Source organism: Micromonospora sp. LOL_024 (genome assembly GCF_048060415.1).
Classification (GTDB): domain Bacteria; phylum Actinomycetota; class Actinomycetes; order Mycobacteriales; family Micromonosporaceae; genus Micromonospora.
Window position 1 is genome coordinate 49,141 of record NZ_JBHMIS010000005.1, and the last position, 16,985, is coordinate 66,125.

Genomic DNA, 16,985 nt, shown 5'->3' on the forward strand with positions numbered 1-16,985 from the left:
CCGGATGAAGCGGCCCACCCCGGGCGGTAATCGGAGTTATCACGGGCACGAATGATCTACCGGACACCGAGTCCGTCACCGGTCATTGCACCCGGAACGGACGTGCGGCACGATGGCGTAGTGGATCACGCTCCGTCACCGGACAGTGGGTTTTTCGAGGCCTGGGCCGCGCGGCTGAGGGCCACCGCCGACCGGCCCGTGGTCGGCATCCTGTTGCGCGGCAGCCACGCCCGGCGGGCCGCCACCGCACACAGCGACGTCGACGTCGACGTGCTGGTCGGCGGAGCACCGTACGCCGCTCGCCGGGCGTACTTCGCGGAGCACTCCGGCCGGCTGACCCACGTGTCGGTCGCGGCCCGGGACATCCGGTCCTGGGTGGACCGGCTCAGTGAGCCGGCCGACTGGGCGTTCGGGCTGCCGGTGACAGCCCCCGCCCGGCTGCTGTGGGCGGACCCGCACTGGCGTGACCGGATCGACCTGCAGGTGCTCTGCCAGCCGGCGGACGAGCCGCGGCTGGAGGAACTGATCGCCACCCTCGGCAAGGTGGCCTCGGCCCGGGACACCGGGGATCCGTTGGGCGCCCGGCTGGCCGCCGTCGACCTGGCCCGGCTCTGCCCGTCGGTACTGCGGCTGGCGAACCCGTCGGTACGGGTGGTCTCCCGCCGGTCGGCCTTCGCCGCCGCGCTCGACCTACCGGTGGCGCCGGCCGGCTACCGCGGGGACATGCTGCGCTGCCTGGGCCTGCGGCCCGGCTCGATCGGCCAGCTGTGGGCCGCCGCCGCCCGCCTGGTCACCGGTACCCTGCCGCTGATCCGCCCCTACGCCGCGGAGGTGGCCGGGGTGGCCGGCCCGGATCTTGCCGACGCCCTGCTCGACGGTCGCCTGGAGCGCTACGTGGTCCAGCTGGGCCGGCCCGCCGGCGGTACGCCGACCGGCAACCGGGAGCCCGCTCAGGTTCCCGCGCCGCGTGCCGGACAATGGGTCACTGTGCCCGTACCTGACGCGCCGGTGACCGGCGCCCACCCCGACCAGCCCGCGCCGCCGGAAAGGCCCTCGCGGCTCGACCCGGCGATCGTCGCCCGGCTGCGGCGCACCCCCGACGGCCTGGTGGCCGCCGTGGTCCGCCAGCACGACAGCGGCGAGGTGCTGATGGTGGCCTGGATGGACGACGAGGCCCTGCACCGCACCCTGACCACCGGTAGGGCGACCTACTGGTCGCGTAGCCGGCGCGAGTACTGGGTCAAGGGCGCCACCTCCGGCCACCACCAGTACGTCCGCTCGGTGGCGCTCGACTGCGACGGCGACGCGGTACTGGTCAGCGTCGACCAGGTGGGCGCCGCGTGCCACACCGGGCAGCGCACCTGCTTCTTCACCGAACTGCCGGTCATCGGGGAGGTGATCTCGTGACCGACGCGAGGGTGAGCCCGGACGCGGCCACGTTCGCCGAACTGGCCTCGCGTTGGCGGGTGGTGCCGGTCACCCGGCGCCTGCTCGCGGACGCGGAGACCCCGATCGGCGTGTACCGCAAGCTGGCCGGCGGCCCGGGCACCTTCCTGCTGGAATCCGCCGAGCAGGGTGTGGGCTCGGCCGGGCTGAGCTGGGCCCGGTACTCCTTCGTCGGGGTACGCAGCAGCGCCACGCTGGTCGAGCGCGACGGCTCGGCGGCCTGGCTCGGTGACCCGCCCGCCGGGCTGCCCACCACCGGCGATCCGGTCGAGGTGCTGCGCGCGACGGTGACCGCGCTGGCCGGCCCGGCCGGCGAACCGGGCGACGGGACGCCACCGCTGACCGGGGGCCTGGTCGGCTATCTCGGATACGACCTGATCCGCCGCTTCGAGCGGCTGCCCGCGCTCACCGAGGACGACCTGCGCCTGCCCGAGCTGGGCATGATGCTCGCCACCGACCTGGTCGTGCTGGACCATTTCGACGGTTCGGCGATCCTGGTGGCCAATGCGATCCTGCCACCGGGCGACGAGCCCGGCCGCGCGGAGCAGGTCGTCGCCGCGTACCACCACGCGGTGGGCCGGCTGGACGCGATGACCACGGCGTTGTCACGGCCCATCCCACCGATGGTGGCCACCGTCGGGCGCCCGCCGGCCGGCGAGGTGCGCAGCCGCACCCCTGAGGGTGGGTACCCGAAGGCGGTCGAGGCGGCGAAGGAGGCGATCCGGGCCGGCGAGTGCTTCCAGATCGTGCTTGCCCAGCGCTTCGAACGTGACACCGACGCCGACCCGCTGGACGTCTACCGGGTGCTGCGCACCACCAACCCCAGCCCGTACATGTATCTGCTGCGTTTCGACGACTTCGACATCGTCGGTTCGTCTCCGGAGGCGCACCTGAAGGTGTCCGGTGAGGTGGCTGGCGAGCGGCGGGCACTGCTGCACCCGATCGCCGGTACCCGCCCGCGCGGCGTGACCCCGCAGGCCGACGCCCGGCTCGCCGACGAGTTGCTCACCGACCCCAAGGAACGCGCCGAGCACGTGATGCTGGTCGACCTGGGTCGTAACGACCTGGGTCGGGTCTGTCGGCCGGGCACCGTCCAGGTGCCGGAGTTCGCGATGATCGAACGGTACAGCCACGTCATGCACATCGTCTCCACCGTGGTGGGTGTGCTGCGCGCGGACCGGACGGCCTTCGACGCGCTCGCCGCGACCTTCCCGGCGGGCACTCTCTCCGGCGCGCCGAAGGTACGCGCAATGGAGATCATCGAGGAGTTGGAGCCGGTCCGTCGCGGGCTCTACGGCGGCACGGTCGGATACTTCGGCTTCGGTGGCGACCTCGACATGGCCATCGCGATCCGGACCGCGTTGATCCGGGCCGGTCGGGCGTATGTGCAGGCCGGCGCCGGCGTGGTGGCCGACTCCGACCCGGCCGCGGAGGACCGGGAGACCCGGAGCAAGGCCGCTGCGGTGCTCGCGGCCATCGCCGCCGCCGAAACGCTCCGGCCCGCGCGGTGAGTGCGGCGGGCGGGGCGGGCGGGGCGGGCGGGGCGGGGCGGCGTGAACTCGCGTACGCGGTGCTGCTCTGCCTGGCCGGCGCGGGGCTGGCGGTGTGGGCGGCGGGGAGCACCTGGGTGACCGGTCTGTCCGATCGGCCAGGACCGCTGCCGGTGGTGGACGAGGGGCGCACGGGTGGGCACCTGCTTCCGTGGCTGCCGGCGCTGGCCCTGGTCGGGCTGGCCGGCGGCGGCGCGTTGCTGGCCACCCGCGGCCGGCTCCGCCGGGTGCTCGGCGGGTTGCTGGCGCTGCTCGGGCTGGCCCTCGCCGCGGGTGGGGGCTATGGGCTGGGCGCCGATCTCGGTGGCCGGGTCACCCGGCTGTTGCCGGCGCTCTGCCTGCTGGGTGGGCTGCTGGTGGCCGCCGGCGGGCTGCTTACCGCGGCGCGTGGTGACCGCTGGCCGACGATGGGCACCCGGTACGAGCGCGGAGCGGGGTCGGTGCGGCGGACAGCCGGCCCGATCGCCGGGGCCGGGACGGTCGAGGCGTGGGATGCCCTGGACCGGGGCGAGGACCCGACCACCCGGGGCGAGGATCCTGAGGGTTCGCGTAAATAGGGCGTGGTCCCAAGTCCCCGAACTCCGTGGTCAGCCGACGGGCTGCCGGGCACGGCTGCGCGCGGCGGCGAGTTCCGCGATGAGCCGGTCCAGTTCGGCCCGCTGGTCGGCTCGGGCCCGGTCGGCGCAGACGGCCTCCCAGGCGTTGCCGCGCGCGGTCCGTGTCCGGTCCGGCCCGACCATGGCCCGCTCCAGCGTGTGGACGACACCGACGGCGAGCGAGGCGACGGTGCGCGAGATGGTGGTGAGTCCGATGGTCGGGTGCGGCACGGAGGAACTCATGATCACCCCGGGGAGAGATCGTCGTGGCGGTGTGGCGGGCGCGTCATCGAGTTTGCCCGAGGACGATGCTGCGCGGCCGACGTTTCGTGGTGATGACTGCACCGTCAACTCTGCGCCAACCCACCTGAGCAGGCAACGAGACCTTCGTCCTTGAGCTTGGTCACAGCATCGACGCGGCTCGGTGCTGCTTGGCCGGTGGATGCCGCCGGACCCTGACATGGGTGAACGTCTATGGCGCGGTGACGTTGAGTCACCGCGCGTGCGCGCAAGTCGGCCATTATGCCGCAGCCCATTTCGTGAGGAGCGCCATACCCCCGCCGGTCGGCCCCAGCTCGGGCCACCTAGCATCGGCCCATGACACCCGGAGAGGGGAGTCCGACGGTGACTGCTGAGCATCCGCACGCGGAGGGGGCCGAAGCCGCTCCGGCGGCGCCCGCCAGCGTGCTCGACGAGATCCTGGCCGGCGTCCGCGAGGACGTGGTTCGGCGGCAGGAGGAGGTTCCGCTGGAGCGGATCCGGGAACTGGCCGCCGCCGCGCCGCCGCCGCTGGACGCGTACGCGGCCCTGCGCAAACCCGGCGTCGCCGTCATCGCCGAGGTGAAGCGATCCTCGCCGTCCAAGGGCAAGTTGGCCGAGATCGCCGACCCGGCGGACCTGGCCGGCGACTACGCCGCCGGCGGTGCCCGCGCGATCAGCGTGCTCACCGAGGGGCGCTGGTTCGGTGGTTCGCTGGACGACCTCGCCGCGGTGCGGGCGGCGGTCAGCGTTCCGGTGCTGCGCAAGGATTTCGTGGTCTCCAGCTACCAGGTGCACGAGGCCCGCGCGCACGGGGCCGACCTGGTGCTGCTTATCGTGGCCGCGCTGGAGCAGAACGCGCTGGTCGGCCTGCTGGAGCGGATCGAGTCGCTGGGCATGACCGCGCTGGTCGAGGTGCACGACGAGGAGGAGGCCGACCGGGCCATGGAGGCCGGCGCGCAGGTGATCGGGGTCAACGCCCGCGATCTGCGTACCCTTTCGGTCGACCGGTCCGTGTTCGAGCGGATCGCGCCGGGCCTGCCGAGCCACGTCGTCAAGATCGCCGAGTCCGGCGTACGCGGTCCGCACGACCTGATCCGCTACGCCTCCGCCGGTGCCGACGCGGTGCTCGTCGGCGAGGGCCTGGTCACCCAGAAAAGCCCTCGGGAGGCGGTGGCCGAACTGGTCAACGCGGGCAACCACCCGGCCACCCCCCGCCCGGCGCGCTGAGCCGCGCCGGCCCGCCCAGCGAGAGGAGTGCGGTGATGAGCGAGCAGCAGTTCCCCGACGCCGCCGGTCACTTCGGCCCCTTCGGCGGCCGGTTCGTGCCGGAGGCGCTGGTCGCCGCGCTCGACGAACTGGGCGCGGCACACCGCGCGGCCATGGCCGACGCGGCGTTCCGAGACGAGTTCGGTGCCCTGCTGCGCGACTACGCCGGCACCCCGTCGCTACTCTACGAGGCCCGCCGGTTCTCCGCCCGGGCCGGCGCCCGGGTGCTGCTCAAGCGCGAGGACCTCAACCACACCGGCGCGCACAAGGTGCGCAACGTGCTCGGCCAGGCGCTGCTGACGAGGCGGATGGGCAAGAAGCGGGTGATCGCCGAGACCGGCGCAGGTCAGCACGGTGTCGCCGCGGCCACCGCCGCCGCCCTGTTCGACCTGGACTGCGTGGTCTACATGGGCGAGGTCGACACCGAGCGGCAAGCGCTGAACGTGGCTCGGATGCGGATGCTCGGCGCCAGGGTCGTGCCGGTCACCACCGGGTCGCGCACCCTGAAGGACGCGATGAACGAGGCGATGCGGGACTGGGTCGCCAACGTCGACGAGACCCACTATCTGATCGGTACCGCCGCCGGGCCGCATCCGTTCCCGGCGCTGGTCCGCGACTTCGTCCGGGGCATCGGTGACGAGGCCCGGGCGCAGTGCCTCGAACTCACCGGCAGGCTGCCGGACGCGGTCACCGCGTGCGTCGGCGGTGGCTCCAACGCACTGGGCGTCTTCCACGCCTTCGTGGGCGACCCGCAGGTCGCGCTCTACGGCTTCGAGGCCGGCGGCGACGGAGTGGCTACCCAACGGCACGCGGCCAGCATCACCGGCGGCTCCACCGGCGTGCTGCACGGCACCCGCACCTACGTGCTCCAGGACGCCGACGGCCAGACGCAGGAGTCACACTCGATCTCCGCCGGCCTGGACTATCCGGGCGTCGGCCCGGAGCACGCCTGGCTGCACGACACCGGCCGGGCCAGCTACCAGCCGGTCACCGACGACGAGGCGATGGCCGCGTTCGAGCTGCTCTGCCGCACCGAGGGCATCATCCCGGCGATCGAGAGCGCACACGCCCTCGCCGGCACCCTGGCGGTCGCGCCGAAGCTCGCCGCGGACCTGGGCCGCCAGCCCACCATCCTGGTCAACCTCTCGGGCCGGGGCGACAAGGACGTGCACACCGCCGGTGAGTACTTCGGCATCCTCGACAAGGAGTGACCGTGAGCGAGCAGACCATCGGGCTCGGTGTCGTGGTGCCGCACGCCGGCACGGGGTGCAGCGGGGTGCCGGCGTGAGCCGCATCGGGGCCGCCTTCGACAAGGCGCGGGCCGACGGCCGGGCGCTACTGGTCGGTTGCATGCCGGCCGGCTTCCCCACGGTCGAGGGCAGCATCGCCGCGATGACGGCGATGGTGTCCGCCGGCGTCGACGTGATCGAGGTGGAGATTCCCTACTCCGACCCGGTGATGGACGGCCCGGTCATCCAGCGGGCCAGTGACATCGCGCTGGCCGGCGGGGTACGGACCCGAGACACGTTGCGTATCGTCGAGGCGGTGGCCGCCACGGGCGCCCCGGTGGTGACGATGACCTACTGGAACCCGGTCGAGCGGTACGGGGTCGACGCGTTCGCGCGGGACTTCGCCGCGGCCGGCGGCACCGGGCTGATCACGCCCGACCTGATCCCCGAGGAGGCCGGTGAGTGGTTGGCCGCCTCGGACACGCACGGGCTGGACCGCACCTTCCTGGTCGCCCCGTCGTCCACCGACGAACGGCTGGCGATGACGGTCGGGCACTGCCGCGGCTTCGTCTACGCCACGGCGATCATGGGCGTGACCGGTGCCCGGTCGCAGACCTCGCTGGCGGCGCCGGTGCTGGTGTCCCGGGTACGGGAGGTCACCGACCTGCCGGTCGGGGTGGGGCTGGGGGTGGGCACCGGGGCGCAGGCCGCCACGGTCGCCGGGTACGCCGATGCGGTGATCGTCGGCAGCGCCCTGGTCCGCTGCGTGCTCGACGCGCCGGACGAGGCGGCGGGCCGCTCAGCGCTGCGTACGCTCAGCGCCGAACTTGCCGAAGGTGTGCGCCAGCCCGAGCGCTGACCCGTTTCGGCGCGGACCGGGGTGACGCCACGGGGGTCCGCAGCGGTAGCGTGTGCACCCGTGAGTCTCGCCGCGCCGACGCACCTGGCCGCCATCCCCAGCCCGAGCAATGCCGTGTGGCAGCTCGGCCCGTTTCCAATCCGGGCATACGCGCTGTTCATCCTGGCCGGCATCGCGGTGGCCTGCTGGCTCACCGAACGGCGGTTGCGTCAGCGCGGTGTCGCCCCCGGCGCGACGCTCGACATCGCCGTCTACGCGGTGCCCGCCGGCATCGTCGGCGCCCGGATCTACCACGTGATCACCTCGCCGGAGGCATACTTCGGCACCGGCGGGGACTGGATCAGGGTGTTCTTCATCCACCAGGGTGGGCTCGGCATCTGGGGGGCGGTCGCCGGTGGCGCGGTCGGCGCCTGGATCGCCGCCCGGCAGCTGGGCATCCCGCTCACCGTGGTCGCTGACGCGCTGGCGCCGGGGCTGCCGCTGGCCCAGGCGATCGGCCGGTTGGGCAACTGGTTCAACAACGAGCTGTACGGTGGCCGGACCGACCTGCCCTGGGGGCTGGAGATCCACCGGATGGACGGCGGGCAGGCGCTGCGTGACGAGGCCGGCCAGCCGATCCTGGAGGAGGGGCTCTACCACCCCACCTTCGCGTACGAGTTGCTGTGGAACGTCGGGGTCGCGGCGCTGGTCTTCTACCTCGACCGCAGGCTGCGGCTCGGCCGGGGCCGGGCCTTCGCGCTCTACGTGATGGGCTACACCGCCGGCCGGTTCTGGATCGAGATGATGCGCACCGACGAGGCCAACACCATCCTCGGCGTACGACTCAACGTCTGGACCGCCGCCCTGGTCTTCCTCGGCGCGCTCATCTACTTCCTGCGGGTTCGTGGCCCACGGGACTACCTCGTCCCCATCGGTGTTTCGGCCACCCCGACCGCACCGACGGCCACCTCCGACGTCTCCCAACTGGACCTGTCGGCGAAGCAGGGCAGCACCGGGCCGGCCACGCCGGAGGGCTACCGGGTGGTCGGCGAGGAGCAGTTCCTGCGCTGGCGTGAGACCGGCGAGACGCCGCCTGACCCGGCTGACGATGCCGGCGGCCCGGCCGACGGCGACGCGCCGGAGTCTGCGGCGACCCGGCCCAGCGATCGCGACAGCTGAGAGCGGGGACGAGGCCATGCGGACCGCGGTGGTGGTCGGCGGCGGGCTCGGCGGTCTGGCCGTCTCCGGTGCGCTGGCCCGCTCGGGTTGGCAGGTCACCCTGCTTGAACGGGCCGACCGGATCCGTCCGGAGCCGACCGCCGTCGTGCTCTGGCCCAACGGGGTCCGTGCGCTGCGCTCCCTGAGTCTCGGTGCCGGTTTGGACGCCATCGCCACCGGACTGCGCGACGGTGGGGTGCGTCGCCCCGACGGGCACTGGCTGGTGCAGCCCCGGCAGACTCCGACCGAGCGTCTGCCCGTGGTGGTGCACCGGGAGGATCTGCACGACGCGCTGATCGCCGGCCTGGGTGAGCGGGTCGAGTTGCGTACCGGAGTGACCGTGCGGACGGTGCGTGCGGTTTCCGGCGAGCGCCCGGCGGTCGGTGACGGCCGGCACACGTACCAGGCGGATCTGGTCGTCGCGGCCGACGGCACGGACAGCGTGCTCCGCCGTCAGCTCGCCCCGGAGGCGGGGGTGGTCAGCTCCGGGTGCGCCGCGTGGCGGGCGGTGATCCCGTGGTACCGGGCGCCGAGCCTGCCCGGTCCCGTCGGCGGTGAGATCCTCGGCGCCGGCTACCGCTTCGTGGCCGCCTCGCTGGGTGAGCGCGGCTCTTCCGGCGCCTCCAGCCGGGGTGGCATCTACTGGATGGCGACCGCGGCCGGCGCACCCCGCCCGGAGCCGCCGGAAAAGCAGCTGGCGTTGTTGCGCCGCTGGTACGCCGGCTGGCCCGTTCCGGTCGACGAGCTGCTGGCCGCGACCGAACCGGCCGACCTCGTGCAGCACGAGATCCGGGAGCTGCGTCCGCTGCCGCGTTCGTACGGCTTCCCGGTCGGCGCCGGTGGCGTGGTGCTGCTCGGCGACGCCGCCCACGCCATGCCGCCGCACCTTGGGCAGGGTTCCTGCCTCGCCTTCGAGGACGCCGCGACGCTCGCCGCGCTGCTGCGCGAGTCGTCCCTGCCGGACGCGGTGGTGGCGTACGACCGGGCGCGGCGGCCCCGCGCGGCGGCCGTGGTCCGGCAGACCCGCCGGATGTCGGCCGTGTTACAGACCCGGGGCCGGCTGGCCCTGCGGGCCCGGGACGCCGCCCTGGGCGCCATCACTCCCCGCCTGCTCGGCAGCGCCTCCTCGGTCGCCGCCCAGTGGCGCCCGCCGGCCTGACGTTTCGGCCTCCCGCCCACACCCAACAACCCGCGGAGGTGGGCCTGTCTCCGAGGCCCGGTCTTCCGTCGCCGACTACCGGATCCTGGTTGGTGCCGGGACCGCGGCGTTGGATCAGGCGGTGACCGGCGCGGGTTCGGCGAGGCAGGCGGTGCCGACGCGGCGGAAGCCGACCCGCAGGTAGACCCGGGCGATCTCCTCGCTACCGGCGGAGAGGAAGACCAGGTCGGTGCCGGCGGCCAGCAACGCTCGCGCCAGGGCGGCGGTGACCGCCGCCCCGAGGCCGCGCCGGCGGGCGGCGGGTAGGGTGGCCACTCCGGCGATCTCCGCCACCTCGCCGACCCGCATGGCCATCCCGCTGGCCAGCGCGCCCTCCGCCGGGGTGCCGGCCAACGCCGAGAGTCGGCTGCCGGCGGTGATGCGGGCCCGTTCCTCGTCGAGCGCCGCCACATCCAACCCGATCATGGCGGCGTCGCGTGCGGCCGGGCCGGCCGCGCCCCGGCCGGTGCCGGGTGCGGAGAACCCGACCGCCGCGACGGCCCGCCGGCTGGCCACCTCCGCGGCGAGGTCCGGCGCGGAAGCCGCCAGCAGCCGCACCGGGACGTCGGAGAGGGCGTCCGGATCGCCGACGGCGGCCGGGTCGAGCACCATCAGCGGGGCCTCCAGCACCGCCAGCCCCGCCGAGCGGGCCACCGCGAGTAGCTCCGGGTTGACCTCGTGTACCCATTCGAGGGCCTCGGGCAGGCCGAGTTCGCGCTGCCGGGCCCGTACCGCCGTCAGGTCGGCCAGCGACGGCGTCCGGCCCGCGTCGCGTCGCGGGCGGGCATAGAACGGCCACCCGGGGCCTTCGCGGACGAACAGGACACATGCACCGTGTTCCTCCACCCGGGCCGAGTCCCGGGGCACCGCGTCATAGAAGCGTTCCAGCCTCTCGAGCAGTTCGGCGTGCCGAGTATCCACCGCGCGAGACTACACGTCCCAGAGTCTGGACGGTGTGATCAATCTGCACTGGCCTTGTACACCGAGCCCTAACGTAGACTCAATAGTCCGATACAGGGCCGACGTCGTCCCGACCATGATCCACCCTGAGCGACGACAGGAGGCCCGGTGGCCCTCGCGTACCCACACCGCCCCCAGCCGGCGCCGCCAAAAGGCCAGGTGGCGTCCCCTGCCGGCCTTTATGACGGCTCCCGTGAGCACGACGCCTGCGGAGTTGCCTTCGTGGCGGATCTGCACGGCCGGCGCTCCCACACGGTGGTCGCCAACGGGCTCGGCGCGCTGTGTCGGCTGGACCACCGGGGCGCCCGGGGCGCCGAACCGAACACCGGCGACGGCGCCGGCATCATGATCCAGGTGCCGGACGCGTTCCTGCGGGCGGTCGTCGATTTCCCGCTGCCCCCGGCCGGCGAGTACGCCACCGGTCTGGTCTTCCTGCCCGACGACGACGCGGCCGAGGCCCGTGCCCGCCAGGTCACCGAGAAGTACGCCCTGGTCGAGGGTGCTGACGTGCTCGGTTGGCGGGACGTACCGGTGGACCCGTCGGACCTCGGCGAGACGGCCCTGGCGGCGATGCCCCGAGTTCGCCAGATCTTCCTCGCCGCCAACCGGTTGACCGGCACTCCCGCCGGCCCGGCCGGCTCCCCGCTGCGCGGCATCGAGCTGGAGCGGGTCGCCTTCTGCGTCCGCAAGCAGGCCGAGCGCGAGTCCGCCGAGCGCGGGGTGGCGGCGTACTTCCCGTCGCTGTCCGGCCGGACGATGATCTACAAGGGCATGCTGACCCCGGACCAGTTGCCGGCGTTCTACCCGGATCTCACCGACGAGCGGGTGGACAGCGCCATCGCCCTGGTGCACTCCCGGTTCTCCACCAACACCTTCCCGTCCTGGCCGCTGGCGCACCCGTACCGCTTCATCGCCCACAACGGCGAGATCAACACCATCCGCGGCAACCGCAACTGGATGCAGGCCCGCGAGGCGCTGCTGCGCACGGCGGAGTTGCCCGGCAACATCCGGCGGGTCTTCCCGGTCTGCACCCCGGGGGCCTCCGACTCGGCCAACTTCGACGAGGTCCTCGAACTGCTGCACCTGGCCGGGCGCAGCCTGCCGCACGCGGTGCTGATGATGATCCCCGAGGCGTGGGAGAACGACCCGGAGATGCGCGCCGACAAGCGGGCGTTCTACCGGTTCCACGCCAGCCTGATGGAGCCGTGGGACGGCCCGGCCTCGGTCGCCTTCACCGACGGCGAGATCGTCGGCGCGGTGCTCGACCGCAACGGCCTGCGCCCGGGGAGGTGGTGGCAGACCGCCGACGGCCTCGTGGTGCTGGGCAGCGAGGCGGGCGTGCTCGACCTCGACCCGGCCGGCGTGGTCGCCAAGGGCCGGCTCCAGCCGGGCAAGATGTTCCTGGTCGACACCACCGTTGGCCGGATCGTGCACGACGACGAGATCAAGACCGAGCTGGCCGCCGCCCAGCCGTACGCCGACTGGCTGCACGCCGGCCTGATCGAGATGGACGACCTGCCGGCCCGCGAGCACACCGTGTTCACCCACGACTCGGTACGCCGCCGTCAGCAGACCTTCGGCTACACCGAGGAGGAGCTGAAGATCCTGCTCGCGCCGATGGCCCGCACCGGCGCCGAGCCGATCGGCTCGATGGGTACCGACACCCCGATCTCGCCGCTGTCCACCCGGCCACGGCTGCTCTACGACTACTTCCACCAACTGTTCGCCCAGGTCACCAATCCGCCGCTGGACGCCATCCGGGAGGAGCTGGTGACCAGCCTGGCCACGACCATCGGCCCGGAGGGCAACCTGCTCGACCCCGGGCCGGCGAGCTGCCGGCAGATCGTGCTGCCCTACCCGGTGATCGACAACGACGAGCTGGCGAAGATCCTCTCCATCGACGAGGATGGCGACCTGCCGGGGTTCAAGGCGGTGCGGGTCTCCGGGCTGTACCGCATCCGCGACGGCGGCGCCGGGATCAAGGCCCGGCTGACCGAGATCTGCCGGCACGTCTCTGAGGCGATCGAGGACGGCGTACGGATCCTGGTGCTCTCCGACCGCGACTCCAACGCCGACCTCGCCCCGATCCCGTCGCTGCTGCTCACCGCGGCGGTGCACCAGCACCTGGTCCGGGAGCAGACCCGGACGCAGGTGGCGCTGATTGTCGAGTCCGGCGACTGCCGCGAGGTGCACCACGCCGCCGTGCTGATCGGGTACGGCGCCGCCGCCGTCAACCCGTACCTGGCCTTCGAGTCGGTGGAGGACATGATCTCCACCGGGGTGCTGGCCGGGGTCGAGGCGCGCACCGCGATCCGTAATTACGTGAAGGCGCTCGGCAAGGGCGTGCTGAAAATCATGTCCAAGATGGGCATCTCGACGGTGTCGTCGTACTGCGGCGCGCAGGTCTTCGAGGCGGTCGGGCTGCACACCCGGCTGGTCGAGCGGTACTTCCGGGGCACGCCGAGCACCATCAGCGGCGTCGGGCTCGACGGCATCCACGCCGAGGTGGCCGCCCGGCACGCGCTGGCCTGGCCGGCGCCGGGCGCGACCGCCGTCGATCTGCTCCCGGTGGGCGGCGAGTACCAGTGGCGCCGCGAGGGCGAGCTGCACCTGTTCAACCCGGAGACGGTCTTCCTGCTCCAGCACGCCACCCGCAGCCGGCAGTACGACGTCTTCCGTGACTACACCGCCAAGGTCGACGACCTGGCGGTCAGGTCGGGCTCGCTGCGGGGGTTGTTCCGGCTGCGCAGCGGCGTGCGGCCGGCGGTGCCGATCGACGAGGTCGAGCCGGCCAGTGAGATCGTCAAGCGGTTCGCCACCGGCGCCATGTCGTACGGCTCGATCTCGGCCGAGTCGCACGAGACCCTCGCCATCGCGATGAACCGGCTCGGCGGCAAGTCCAACACCGGCGAGGGCGGCGAGGACGTCGACCGGCTGCACGACCCGGCCCGCCGTTCAGCGGTCAAGCAGATCGCCAGCGGCCGGTTCGGCGTCACCAGCGAATACCTCGTCAACGCCGACGACCTCCAGATCAAGATGGCCCAGGGGGCCAAGCCAGGTGAGGGCGGGCAGCTGCCCGGCAACAAGGTGTGGCCGTGGATCGCCCGTACCCGGCACGCCACCCCCGGCGTCGGCCTGATCTCGCCGCCACCGCACCACGACATCTACTCCATCGAGGACCTCGCCCAGCTGGTGCACGACCTCAAATGCGTCAACCCGGCCGCCCGGGTGCACGTCAAGCTGGTCAGCGAGGTCGGTGTCGGCACGGTCGCCGCCGGGGTGGCCAAGCTCAAGGCCGACGTCATCCTGATCTCCGGCCACGACGGCGGCACCGGAGCCTCGCCACTGAACTCGCTCAAGCACGCCGGCACCCCGTGGGAGCTGGGTCTGGCCGAGGCGCAGCAGACGCTGCTGCTCAACAAGCTGCGCGACCGGGTCACCGTGCAGGTCGACGGCCAGCTCAAGACCGGCCGGGACGTGATCGTCGCCGCGCTGCTCGGCGCCGAGGAGTTCGGCTTCGCCACCGCTCCGTTGATCGTCTCCGGCTGCATCATGATGCGGGTCTGTCACCTGGACACCTGTCCGGTGGGCATCGCCACCCAGAATCCGGTGCTGCGCGAGCGTTACACCGGCAAGCCGGAGTTCGTGGAGAACTTCTTCCTCTTCCTCGCCGAGGAGATCCGCGGCTACCTGGCCGAGCTGGGCCTGCGCAGCATCGACGAGGCGATCGGTCGTACCGAACTGCTCGACGTCGTACCGGCGATCGAGCACTGGAAGGCCAGCGGGCTCGACCTCGACCGGGTGCTGCACCTGCCGGAGCTGCCCGAGGGTGCGGCCCGTCGGGGCGTCCGCACCCAGGACCACGGCCTGGAGCTGGCACTGGACAACGAGCTGATCGCGCTGGCGCTGCCCGCGTTGCGGGCCCCCGGAGCCGGGACGCAGGTCAACCCGGTGCGCGCCGAGGTGGCGATCCGCAACGAGCACCGCAGTGTCGGCGCGATGCTCGGAGGCGAGGTGACCCGCCGGTTCGGCGGGGCCGGGCTGCCGATCGACACCATCGAGTTCACCCTGCACGGCACCGCAGGGCAGTCCTTCGGCGCGTTCCTGCCGCGCGGGGTCACCCTGCGCCTGCTCGGCGACGCCAACGACTACGTCGGCAAGGGACTGTCCGGTGGTCGGCTCGTCGTCCGCCCGGCGGCAGCGGCACCGTTCGTCGCCGTCGACGCCGAGTCGGGTGCTCGGGCCGAGGACCAGATCATCGCCGGCAACACCATCCTCTACGGTGCCACCGAGGGCGAGGTCTTCCTGCGCGGTCGGGTGGGGGAGCGGTTCGCGGTGCGCAACTCCGGCGCGGTGGCGGTCGTCGAGGGCGTCGGCGACCACGGCTGCGAGTACATGACCGGCGGCACGGTGGTGGTGCTCGGCGCGACCGGGCGCAACTTCGCCGCCGGCATGTCCGGTGGCACCGCGTTCGTCTGGAACCTCGACCGCCGGCGGGTCAACCCCGAGCTGGTCGACCTTGCCCCACCCGGGGAGCAGGAGCGGGCGCGGTTGCACGGACTGGTGCAGCGGCACTTCGCCGAGACCGACTCGGCGATCGCCGAGCAGCTGCTCAAGCGTTGGCCGGAGGCGGTGGAGGAGTTCACCGCCGTGGTTCCCCGGGACTACCGTCGGGTGATGGAGATCATGCGGGCCGCCGAAGCCGCCGGCCAGGACGTCGACGAGGCGGTGATGAGCGCGCTGGCGCCACCGGCCCCACGGCCGGTCGCCGCCGACTCGTCCCAGCCGGTGCTGTCCGCCCCGCGGGCGGTCGCTCAGGAGGTGGCTCGTGCCTGACCCGAACGGTTTCCTGCGTTACTCGCGACGGATGCCGGCCCGCAGGCCGGTGCCGGTCCGGATCAGCGACTGGCGTGAGGTCTACCCGCCGGCCGGCGAGGAGCTGATCCGCGAGCAGGCCACCCGGTGCATGGACTGCGGCATCCCGTTCTGTCACAGCGAAACCGCGGGCTGTCCGCTCGGTAACCGCATCCCGGACTGGAACGACCTGGTCCGCACCGGCAACTGGGACGCGGCCGTCGAGTCGCTGCACGCCACGAACAACTTTCCCGAGTTCACCGGGCGGCTCTGCCCGGCACCCTGCGAGGCCGCCTGCGTGCTCGGCATCGCCGGAGGGCAGCCGGTGACCATCAAGCAGGTCGAGGTGGAGATCGCCGACGCGGCGTCGGCCCGGGGTGGCTTGCTGCCGCGTCCGGCGCCGACGCCGTCCGGCCGGTCCGTCGCCGTGGTCGGCTCCGGGCCCGCCGGGCTCGCCGCCGCCCAGCAACTGGCCCGCGCCGGGCACGCCGTCACGGTGTACGAGCGCGACGACGCGATCGGCGGGCTCCTGCGGTACGGCATTCCCGACTTCAAGCTGGAGAAGCGGCACATCGACGCCCGGCTGGCCCAGCTCGCCGCCGAGGGGGTGGTCTTCCGCACCGCGGTGAACGTCGGCGTCGACGTCACCGCCGAGCAGTTGCGCTCCCAGCACGACGCGGTGCTGCTCGCCTGCGGCGCGTTGCAGGGCCGGGACACCGACACCCGGGGCCGGCAGCTGCGCGGCGTGCACCAGGCGATGGCACACCTGATGGCCGCGAACCGGGTGGTCGCGGCGGCCGGCGAGGGCCGTCCCGCCCTGGCCACCCTGTCGGACGGTACGCCGATCGACGCCGCCGGCAAACACGTGGTGATCATCGGTGGCGGCGACACCGCGGCCGACTGCCTCGGCACTGCGCACCGGCAGGGTGCGGCCGGTGTGCACCAGCTGGACCTGTACCCGATCCCCCCGCGGACCCGCGACGAGGCGCGCGATCCGTGGCCGACCTGGCCGTGGGTGCTGCGCGAGTACCCGGCCCACGAGGAGGGCGGCGAGCGGGTCTTCGCGGTCGCGGTGGAGGAGTTCGTCGACGACGGCACCGGCGCGGTCCGGGCTGTCCGGATCGTCGAGGTGACCGTCGAGAAGCGCGACGGCCAGCGCATCCTCACCACCGTGCCGGGCACCGAGCGGGAGCTGCCGGCCGACCTGGTGCTGCTGGCGATCGGTTTCGAGGGCACTGAGGAACAGCCGTTGCTGGCCCAGTTCGGGGTGTCCCGTAATGCGCGCGGCGCTGTCGAGTCCCAGCTGGACTGGCAGACCGAGGCAGGCGGGGTCTTCGTGGCCGGCGACATGCACCGTGGCGCATCGTTGATCGTCTGGGCGATCGCCGAGGGGCGGGCCGCCGCCGCGGCGATCCACACCTACCTGGGCGGCACGGCACACCTGCCGGCTCCCGTGCACCCCGCCGCCCAACCCCTGAGCGTGTAAGCAGGGGCCCTCCTGTCAACGCCCGGCGTATGGCAGGGGGCCCCTCCTGACGGCGCGACGCCGCTGACGGATGTTCCTTAACG

The 16,985-nt window shown here is 73.0% G+C and carries 12 protein-coding genes and 1 pseudogene; 11 read left to right on the plus strand and 2 right to left on the minus strand.

Annotation, left to right across the window (positions count from 1 at the left end; translation table 11 throughout):
- Positions 1–51: 51 nt before the first annotated feature.
- The 4 genes and pseudogenes from ACFHWY_RS08660 to ACFHWY_RS08675 all read left to right on the plus strand — a co-directional run.
- Positions 52–807: pseudogene (locus ACFHWY_RS08660) on the plus strand (phosphoribosyl-AMP cyclohydrolase); the annotation flags it as partial.
- Between the two features lie 180 nt (positions 808–987).
- Positions 988–1,407, plus strand: coding sequence for a phosphoribosyl-AMP cyclohydrolase (gene hisI, locus ACFHWY_RS08665; RefSeq protein WP_416579750.1), 420 nt, complete (start codon positions 988–990; stop codon positions 1,405–1,407).
- Complete coding sequence (locus ACFHWY_RS08670; protein ID WP_416579596.1) at positions 1,404–2,957, plus strand: anthranilate synthase component I; 1,554 nt, start codon at positions 1,404–1,406, stop codon at positions 2,955–2,957. Before hisI ends, ACFHWY_RS08670 begins: the two co-directional genes overlap by 4 nt.
- A complete protein-coding gene (locus ACFHWY_RS08675) occupies positions 2,954–3,553 on the plus strand; it encodes a Trp biosynthesis-associated membrane protein (protein WP_416579597.1) in 600 nt (199 codons plus the stop codon). Before ACFHWY_RS08670 ends, ACFHWY_RS08675 begins: the two co-directional genes overlap by 4 nt.
- A 30-nt stretch (positions 3,554–3,583) precedes the next feature.
- On the opposite strand, the gene ACFHWY_RS08680 is transcribed toward ACFHWY_RS08675, so the two are convergent.
- Complete coding sequence (locus ACFHWY_RS08680; RefSeq protein ID WP_416579598.1) at positions 3,584–3,835, minus strand: hypothetical protein; 252 nt, start codon at positions 3,833–3,835, stop codon at positions 3,584–3,586.
- A 441-nt stretch (positions 3,836–4,276) separates the two neighbouring features.
- Between ACFHWY_RS08680 and trpC the strand changes: the two genes are divergently transcribed.
- The 5 genes from trpC to ACFHWY_RS08705 all read left to right on the plus strand — a co-directional run bounded on the left by trpC (position 4,277) and on the right by ACFHWY_RS08705 (position 9,563).
- Complete coding sequence (trpC, locus tag ACFHWY_RS08685; RefSeq protein ID WP_416579751.1) at positions 4,277–5,080, plus strand: indole-3-glycerol phosphate synthase TrpC; 804 nt, start codon at positions 4,277–4,279, stop codon at positions 5,078–5,080.
- Between the two features lie 35 nt (positions 5,081–5,115).
- Positions 5,116–6,330 carry a tryptophan synthase subunit beta gene (trpB, locus tag ACFHWY_RS08690; RefSeq protein ID WP_416579599.1) on the plus strand — a complete coding sequence of 405 codons (1,215 nt, stop codon included), beginning with the start codon at positions 5,116–5,118 and terminating at the stop codon, positions 6,328–6,330.
- 73 nt (positions 6,331–6,403) lie between these two features.
- The gene (gene trpA, locus ACFHWY_RS08695) at positions 6,404–7,207 is read left to right on the plus strand and encodes a tryptophan synthase subunit alpha (RefSeq protein WP_416579600.1); all 804 of its coding nucleotides are present in this window, start codon (positions 6,404–6,406) and stop codon (positions 7,205–7,207) included.
- Between the two features lie 60 nt (positions 7,208–7,267).
- Positions 7,268–8,365 carry a prolipoprotein diacylglyceryl transferase gene (lgt, locus tag ACFHWY_RS08700; RefSeq protein WP_416579601.1) on the plus strand — a complete coding sequence of 366 codons (1,098 nt, stop codon included), beginning with the start codon at positions 7,268–7,270 and terminating at the stop codon, positions 8,363–8,365.
- 16 nt (positions 8,366–8,381) lie between these two features.
- A complete protein-coding gene (locus tag ACFHWY_RS08705) occupies positions 8,382–9,563 on the plus strand; it encodes an FAD-dependent oxidoreductase (RefSeq protein ID WP_416579602.1) in 1,182 nt (393 codons plus the stop codon).
- A 114-nt stretch (positions 9,564–9,677) separates the two neighbouring features.
- On the opposite strand, the gene ACFHWY_RS08710 is transcribed toward ACFHWY_RS08705, so the two are convergent.
- Positions 9,678–10,523, minus strand: a complete 846-nt coding sequence (locus ACFHWY_RS08710; RefSeq protein WP_416579603.1) for a GNAT family N-acetyltransferase — start codon at positions 10,521–10,523, stop codon at positions 9,678–9,680.
- A gap of 147 nt (positions 10,524–10,670) precedes the next feature.
- Here ACFHWY_RS08710 and gltB point away from each other — a divergent pair, with 147 nt between their 5' ends.
- Together gltB and ACFHWY_RS08720 are read left to right on the plus strand one after the other, a co-directional pair.
- Complete coding sequence (gene gltB, locus ACFHWY_RS08715; RefSeq protein WP_416579604.1) at positions 10,671–15,398, plus strand: glutamate synthase large subunit; 4,728 nt, start codon at positions 10,671–10,673, stop codon at positions 15,396–15,398.
- On the plus strand, positions 15,391–16,902 hold the full coding sequence (locus tag ACFHWY_RS08720; protein WP_416579605.1) for a glutamate synthase subunit beta: 1,512 nt from the start codon (positions 15,391–15,393) through the stop codon (positions 16,900–16,902). The genes gltB and ACFHWY_RS08720 overlap by 8 nt, the downstream gene beginning before the upstream one ends.
- Positions 16,903–16,985 lie beyond the last annotated feature (83 nt).

Bases quoted from the DNA above. Each gene is read 5' to 3' on its own strand.
- ACFHWY_RS08680 (WP_416579598.1), bottom strand. From the start codon at position 3,835: ATGAGTTCCTCCGTGCCGCACCCGACCATCGGACTCACCACCATCTCG.
- trpB (WP_416579599.1), top strand. From the start codon at position 5,116: ATGAGCGAGCAGCAGTTCCCCGACGCCGCCGGTCACTTCGGCCCCTTC.
- ACFHWY_RS08705 (WP_416579602.1), top strand. From the start codon at position 8,382: ATGCGGACCGCGGTGGTGGTCGGCGGCGGGCTCGGCGGTCTGGCCGTC.